This window comes from Kitasatospora griseola (assembly GCF_014648555.1).
Classification (GTDB): domain Bacteria; phylum Actinomycetota; class Actinomycetes; order Streptomycetales; family Streptomycetaceae; genus Kitasatospora; species Kitasatospora griseola.
The window spans coordinates 177,002-184,370 of sequence record NZ_BMRI01000006.1 but is presented as its reverse complement, the minus strand read 5'-3'; the positions used below and the strand labels follow the sequence as shown (position 1 = coordinate 184,370).

Annotated in this window: 8 protein-coding genes; 6 read left to right on the top strand and 2 right to left on the bottom strand. The window is 72.6% G+C overall.

All coding sequences use genetic code 11. From position 1 onward, the window contains the following. From pstA to IEZ12_RS40005, 6 genes are all read left to right on the top strand, one after another. Positions 1-850 (top strand): phosphate ABC transporter permease PstA (pstA, locus tag IEZ12_RS10420; RefSeq protein WP_229847408.1); only part of this gene is annotated, 850 nt, incomplete at its 5' end. Positions 851-891: 41 nt separating this feature from the next. Further along, positions 892-2,565 carry a substrate-binding domain-containing protein gene (locus IEZ12_RS10415; protein ID WP_189271743.1) on the top strand — a complete coding sequence of 558 codons (1,674 nt, stop codon included), beginning with the start codon at positions 892-894 and terminating at the stop codon, positions 2,563-2,565. Between the two features lie 88 nt (positions 2,566-2,653). After that, a complete protein-coding gene (locus IEZ12_RS10410) occupies positions 2,654-3,553 on the top strand; it encodes a sortase domain-containing protein (protein WP_189271742.1) in 900 nt (299 codons plus the stop codon). A 52-nt stretch (positions 3,554-3,605) separates the two neighbouring features. Beyond that, a complete protein-coding gene (locus tag IEZ12_RS10405; protein WP_189271741.1) occupies positions 3,606-4,505 on the top strand; it encodes a phosphate ABC transporter ATP-binding protein in 900 nt (299 codons plus the stop codon). Between the two features lie 207 nt (positions 4,506-4,712). Continuing rightward, positions 4,713-5,264 carry a YceI family protein gene (locus tag IEZ12_RS10400; protein WP_189271740.1) on the top strand — a complete coding sequence of 184 codons (552 nt, stop codon included), beginning with the start codon at positions 4,713-4,715 and terminating at the stop codon, positions 5,262-5,264. Between the two features lie 259 nt (positions 5,265-5,523). Next, positions 5,524-5,955, top strand: coding sequence for an SsgA family sporulation/cell division regulator (locus tag IEZ12_RS40005; RefSeq protein WP_189271739.1), 432 nt, complete (start codon positions 5,524-5,526; stop codon positions 5,953-5,955). Here IEZ12_RS40005 and IEZ12_RS40000 read toward each other — a convergent pair. Next, positions 5,837-6,370 (bottom strand): nucleotide disphospho-sugar-binding domain-containing protein, encoded by a 534-nt coding sequence (locus IEZ12_RS40000; RefSeq protein WP_373295456.1) that lies wholly within the window; start codon positions 6,368-6,370, stop codon positions 5,837-5,839. The genes IEZ12_RS40005 and IEZ12_RS40000 overlap by 119 nt on opposite strands. A 315-nt stretch (positions 6,371-6,685) precedes the next feature. Then, positions 6,686-7,108: a glycosyltransferase gene (locus tag IEZ12_RS38120; protein ID WP_229847406.1), complete on the bottom strand. Its 423-nt coding sequence runs from the start codon at positions 7,106-7,108 to the stop codon at positions 6,686-6,688. Positions 7,109-7,369: the final 261 nt, after the last annotated feature.

Here is a 7,369-nt window from a genome sequence, read left to right as displayed (position 1 = left end):
CCTGGACGCCGCCCGGCACCTGAACTTCTTCACCGAGTCCATGCGCAGCACCGCCGCGCTCTCCCCGATCACCTCCGGCGGCTGCCTGCACGCCGTGGTCGGCTCGCTCGAACAACTCGGCCTGGCCACCCTGTTCTCGGTGCCGCTGGGCATCCTCACCGCCGTGTTCCTGGTCGAGTCCGGAAGCACCCGGCGCGGCGCCCGCCTGGTCAAGCCCGTCCGGGTCCTGGTCGAGGCGATGACCGCACTGCCGTCGATCGTCGCCGGACTGTTCGTCCTCGGCGTGGTCATCCTCACCCTCGGCGTCGAGAAGAGCGGCTTCGCGGCCTCCCTCGCGCTCACCGTGATGATGATGCCGATCGTCACCCGCGCCGCCGAGGTCGTGGTCCGGCTCGTCCCCGGCACCCTCAAAGAGGCGTCCTACGCGCTCGGCGCCAGCCAGTGGCGCACCGTGTGGCACGTCGTGCTGCCCACCGCGCGGCCCGGCCTGACCACCGCCGTGGTGCTCGGCATGGCCCGCGGCGTCGGCGAGACCTCCCCGGTGCTGCTCACCGCCGGCTTCACCGCCCGGCTCAACCTGGACGCCTTCCACGGCAACCAGGCCAGCCTGCCGCTGTTCATCTGGAACTACGTCAAGCAGCCCTACCCCGACATGGTGGCCCGGGCGTTCGCCGGCGGACTCACCCTGATGGCCGTGGTGCTGATCCTGTTCGTCACCGCCCGCGTCCTCGGCCGCCACCGCACCCCCGGCGACCGGCGCACCCGCCGCCCGCTGCGCCGGGCCCGCACCGCGGCCGCTGCGCCGACTGCCGCCGTCATCGCCAACTCCGCAGTGCAGGCGGCGAACTGATGAACCCTCAACTCCTCGGCACGAGAAGGAAGACCGGTCCTGTGCGACTCCGTCATCTGACGTCGGCGCTGCTCGCCGTCGCGCTCGCCCTGCCCGCCGTGCTGCTCGGCGCGACACCCGCGCAGGCCTCCACCTCGCTCAAGGCCGACGGCTCCAGCTGGGCCGGGCCGGCCATCGACCAGTGGCGGCACGACGTCCAACCGATGGGCATCGAGATCGACTTCAGCCCGATCGGCTCGGCCGCCGGCCGCGTCCAATGGTCGATCGGCCAGGACGACTTCACCGCCTCCGACGTGCCGTTCCGTTCGAAGGCCGACAGCGGCGTCGGCGGCGGCCGGGCCAACACAGGCCAGGGCCAGGCGGAGAACCCGGTGTACGGCTACTCGTACGTGCCGATCACCGCCGGCGGCACCGCGCTGATGTACCACCTGGAGGTCGGCGGCAAGAAGGTCACCGACCTGCGGCTGTCCCCGGACACCATCGTCGGCATCTTCACCAACAAGATCACCTCCTGGGACGACCCGAAGATCACCGCCGACTACGGGCGGGCACTGCCGAAGATCCCGATCACGCCGGTGGTCCGCTCCGACGGCTCCGGGGCCAGCGCCCAGTTCACCCGCTGGATGGAGCACACCCACAAGAGCGAGTGGGACGCCTACTGCACCCAGGTCAACGGCGTCACCTGCGGCGACTACACCGAGTTCTACCCCGCCGCGGGCCGGATGACCGCGCAGAACGGCTCCGACGTGGTGGCGGGCTACATCCAGTCGCCGACCGGCATCGGCGCGATCGGCTACGACGAGTACGCGTTCGCCAAGCGCAGCGGCTGGCCCGTCGTCAAGGTGCTCAACCCGGCCGGCTACTACACGCTGCCGAGCGCCTCGAACGTCGCGGTCGCGCTGACCGCCGCGAAGATCCGCGGCGTGGACGACAACACCTCCGCCAACGACCCGGACTACCTGCAGCAGAACCTCGACGGCGTCTACACCAACAACGACCCGCGCTCCTATCCGATCTCGTCCTACAGCTACCTGATCGTGCCGCGGGCCGGCTCCGACCTCCCGGTGACGCCGAAGTTCACCAACGACAAGGGCAGCGCGCTCAGCCGCTACCTCGCCTACGTGCTGTGCGCCGGCCAGGCCGAGGCCGACGACCTCGGCTACTCGCCGATCCCGCGCAACCTGGTGCGCGGCGGACTGCTGCAGACCCAGCACATCCCCGGCAACGCCAGCCCCGTCGACCCGAACAGCCTCAACAACTGCCCCAACCCGACGTTCGACTCGTCCGGTGTGCTGACGGTGCTGAAGAACGCGCCGCAGCCCAGCCCGTGCGACAAGAAGGGCAGCCCGCTGGACTGCACCGTTCAGAACGGCCAGGCCGTGAAGGCCGGCAACGGCGGCAACTCCACGGGCAGCAAGGGCGGTTCGGGCAGCGGCGGCACCGGCAACGGCGGCGGGACGGGCGGGGCCGGGACGACCGGCGACGCCGGACCGCAGGCAGTCGACCCGCAGACCGGCGAACTCGTCGCCGACTCCGGTACCGGCGGCGGCAGTTCGGGCGGCAACGCGCCCGGCACGGTGGTCGCGCTCGGCGGCCGCCCGCAGGACTGGCTGCTGTCCACCCTCACCGCGCTCGAACTGCTCGGCGTGGTCACCGTCCCGCCGCTGCTGGCCGCCTGGTGGCGCCGCCGCAACACCCCGGCGGGGCCCCGGTGAACGCCCCTCGGCGCATCTCAACCTGCCCATGGACAGCACGAATTCGACCGTCGGCAGACGCAGTCGGCAGCGCACCCGAGGAGACCGGATGACCGCGACCGCCCTGGAGCGGCCCACCTCGGCCCCGGACGGGGCCGCCACCGCCCCCGAGGTTGCCCCCGCACCGCCGGGCGGCCCCGCCCGGCGCCGACTGGCCGCCGTCGCCTGGTCGGTGACGCTCGCCGCCGTGCTGCTGCTCGGCTTCGTCGGCTACCTGTTCGCCCTCTCCGGACTGCAGGAGGCGCGCCACCAGTCCACCGCGTACGCCACCCTGCGCGACCAGCTCGGCAAGGCCACCGCGCCGACCGGCCCGACCACCGACGGCGCGCCGCTCGCCGTGCTGGACATTCCCGCGCTCGGCCTCCACCACGCGGTGGTGGTCGAGGGCACCGGCAGCCGCGACCTGATGCGCGGCCCCGGCCACCGCCGCGACACCGTGCTGCCCGGACAGCCGGGCGTGGCCGTGCTGTTCGGCCGCTCCACCGCGTTCGGCGCACCGTTCGCCGGCCTCGCCGGACTGCGGGACGGCGACGGCATCGACATCACCACCGGCCAGGGCAGCTTCCACTACACCGTCAACACCGCCGGCGACGGCGACCACCCGATCACCGACACCGCGCCCAACCGGCTGGTGCTGGTCACCGGGGACTCCGACTGGATCCCCACCAGCACCGTGCTGATCGGCGCCCGCCTCGACGGCGACCCGCAGCCGCTCGGCGCCCGCCGCCCCGCCGCCGCGCCCGCCGACAAGGCGCTGGCCGCCGACAAGGGCGCCCTGTCCGCACTGCAACTCTGGTCGCTGGCTCTGCTGTTGGCCGTCGTCGGCGCGGGCGTCGCGGCACGCCACTGGCGTCGCGGCGCGAGCTACCTGTGCTTCGCGCCGGTGGTCGCCGCGCTGCTCTGGGCGGTGTACGAGAACGCCGCCGCCCTGCTGCCCAACGTCTACTGACCCGCTCTGCTCCTTCCGCACTTCCCGCTCGCCGGAGAGGACCCGCCCGACGATGACCGACACCGCACAACCCCCGTACCCCGCCGCCGCGTTCGACAAGGGCCCGGTCGGCTCGCCACCGGTCGATCCGCCGACCGTTCCGCTGCCGGTGGCGCCCGCCGACGGGCCGTCGGGGCCGCTGTCCGGCCTGGAGACCCGCGACCTGACCGCCTGGTTCGGGCAGCGCAAGGTGCTGGAGCGCGTCTCGCTGCAGATGCGGGCCGGCGAGATCACCGCGCTGATCGGTCCGTCCGGCTGCGGCAAGTCCACCTACCTGCGGATCCTCAACCGGATGCACGAGATGGTCCGCGGTGCGGCGCTGGCCGGCGAGGTGCTGCTCGACGGCGAGGACGTGTACGCGACCGGCCGCCGCCCCGCCGAGGTCCGGCGGCGGATCGGCATGGTGTTCCAGCGGCCCAACCCGTTCCCCGCGATGTCGCTGTACGACAACGTGATCAGCGGGCTGAAGCTGGCCGGCATCAAGGCGAGCCGCGACGAACGCGACCACCTGGTGGAGTCCAGCCTGCGTCAGGCCGGCCTGTGGAACGAAGTCAGCAACCGCCTCGGCACCCCCGGCGGCGCCCTCTCCGGCGGCCAGCAGCAGCGCCTGTGCATCGCCCGCTCGCTGGCGGTCTCCCCGGACATCCTGCTGATGGACGAACCCTGCTCGGCGCTCGACCCGACCTCCACCCGCCGCATCGAGGAGACCATCGCCGAACTGCGCCACCGCCTGACCATCGTCATCGTCACCCACAACATGCAGCAGGCGCAGCGGGTTTCGCAGTCCTGCGCGTTCTTCCTCGCCTCCCACGACACCCCCGGCCGGATCGTCGAGGCGGGCCCCACCGAGCGCCTGTTCACCGACCCGGCCGACCCGCGCACCGCGGACTACGTCAACGGCCGTTTCGGCTGAGCGTCGCGGCTCCGGTGGGGTGCGGCTGCGGGTCCGGCCCGGGTGACGGTGTGTCACACCGGGTCGGACCGCGGGAAGCGCCTAGCGTGGACGGGTGCGAGCGGGGCGAGCAGCCTCCGGTGCACCCGCCGGAGCCACCTCGCCACGTCGTCATGCCGTTTCGCCGTCACGTCGTCATGCCGTCACGTCACGAGGAGAGCGCCGACCATGTCCGCCAGCCTGACCGAGCTCACCGGGGACTACGTCCTCGACCCCACGCACACCCGGATCGGCTTCGTCGCCCGCCACGCCATGGTCACCAAGGTTCGCGGCGCCTTCCACCAGTTCGAGGGCACCGCACACCTGGACGGCGCCGATTCGTCGCGCTCCACGGGCGAGGTGGTCATCAAGGCCGCGAGCATCGACACCGGCGTCGAGCAGCGCGACCAGCACCTGCGCACCAACGACTTCCTGGACGCCCCGAACTTCCCCGACATCACCTTCCGCACCACCGCCGTCGAGCAGCGCTCCGACAGCGACTACCGGGTCACCGGCGACCTCACCATCAAGGACACCACCCGCTCCGTCACCATCGACTTCGAGTACACCGGCAACGCGGTCGACCCGTACGGCAACCTGCGGGTCGGCCTGGAGGGCTCGGTGACCATCAGCCGCAAGGACTACGGCGTCACCTGGAACGCCGCGCTGGAGGGCGGCGGTGTCCTGGTCGGCGACAAGGTGGTGCTGGAGTTCGACGTCTCCGCCATCAAGCAGGCCTGACTGGTCGTCAGGCCTTCAGCAGCGCGATTCCGCGGTCCGACCGGGTGTCCGGGCGGGCCGCGCGCGCACGCGGTTCGAGGGCCTTCGCCCGCACGCGGCGCCGCTCCGTCACGGGGCCTCCCGGCGCGAGGCACCGCCCGGACGTTCGGTCGTCCCGCCCTGGCCGTACCATGTGGGCCCGCCCGTCCGGGCTTCGGACGCATGCAACACCCCACCCGGGGAAGGCGGTTGCGGACATCGGAACCAGGAGACCCGCCTGATGCGCACGTGCGTCGAACGCCACCTGCCCGTCCACGTGTTCGGCCCGACCGGGGGACGGCGCCTCATGGTCCTCGGCTACCACCCGGGCGACCCGTACGCCGTCCGGCTCACCTTCCCCGACGGCGCCCCCGACGGCGGCGTGACCTGGCTGATCGCCCGCGACCTCCTCGCCGCCGGCCTGACCGGCCCCGCCGGCAACGGCGCCGTCCGGATCCTCCCCTGGCCCAACGGCCGCCTCCGCCTCGCCTTCCGCGGCACCGACGGCACCCGGGCCACCGTCCTCGCCCCCACCGCCCTCCTCGCGGAATTCCTCACCGCCACCCACACCCTCGTCCCCCCGGGCGCCGAGCCCGCCCACCAGCCCGCCCCCACCGACCCGTCCACCCTCTTCCCGGGCCCGCACCCGCCCCTGACGACCGATCACCCGTGAAGCACGCACTGCTCGACCAGGTCGCCCCCACGCGCGGCTCCACCACCGCGCAGCACGACTGGACGCCGCGCACCACCGGGTCCGAGGCGCCCCGACCGATCGCCGCCCGCAGCGCTTCGACGCCCACCGCGCCGGCGTCCAGCCGCTCGCCCAGCCCGAGCTCCACCGGACGCACGGCGTTGGCAGCCTGCTCGGGCGTCTGCGGAACGGCGACCAGGCCGACCCCGTAACGCAGCGCCTCCAACACGGAGTTCATGCCGGCATGCGAGACGAAGGCGGTGGCCCGGCGCAGCACCGCCACCTGCGGGAACCGCGACCGGACCGTCACTCGGCCCCCGACGACGCCCAGCGCGGCGGCGTCCGCGTCGCCCACCGCCATCGCCACCTGCCACGGCCTGTCGGCGACGGCGGCCACGCAGGCGCGGTAGAACTCCGGGCGGCTGGTGCAGACGGTGCCCAGCGAGACGTACAGCAGCGGCGCGTCGGGGGGCGGGCGGTGACCACAGCTCGTCCTGCTCGCGCCTGCCCACCGAGGGCCCGGCGAAGTGAAAGCGCTCGTCGAAGCTGTCGGCGGCCGGCTGGAACTCCCGCGGCACGAACACGAGGTTGAGCCCGTCCGCCACCGTCATGGCGTCGGCGACGTCGAGCGGGACGCCGTACTGGGCGGAGAAGGCCGCACAGTCGGCGGCGAGCAGCGCCATCGTCGGATCGTCGGCGTCGAGCCCCGAGGTCAACTGCCGGTCCAGCGAGTACGTCTCGTTCGAGGCGAGATGGGGGAAGCACTGGACGGCGGGATGCCGAGCGCCCGGGCGACGATCCGGGCGGGCCAGTTCGTCGTGTCGTAACAGATCGCGTCCACCCGCTCCGTGGCGCAGTACTTCCGCACCACCGGGTACGTCGCGATCATCGCCGCGAAGTAGTGCCGCAGCCAGCCCGCCATGGCGGCCGGTCCGATGGTCGCCGGTGGCGCGAACGGCCCCGGCGACGGCAGTTCCACCCAGCGCGCGCCAGCACCGGTGACCGCGGCGGCATGAATCGCGCCGGTGGCGTAGTCCACCCGGTGCCCGCGCCGCACGAGTTCCTCCACCAACGGCAGCATCGGGTTGATGTGCCTGTGCCCGGTCAAGGTCATGAAGAGCAGCTTCTTCAGCACGGGGGGTCACCATGGCAGCACCGGGACCTCGGCGCCATCGAGATTCGTGTTCAGCCCCGGGCTCGTCGAGGCAGCCGCCGACGGTTATCCGTGATGTGACTTGCCGAAGTCCCTCTCAGAGGGTGTTCGATACCGATTTAGGCTGCTGCGAGCGGTTTCGGGCGGAGGTAATGCCCGGTTCTGTCCGAGCTGGCGGTCAGCCGGTTGGCCATGGAGTTCACCATGGCCCATTGGATCATCGAGCGTGACCGGTCCGGCAGT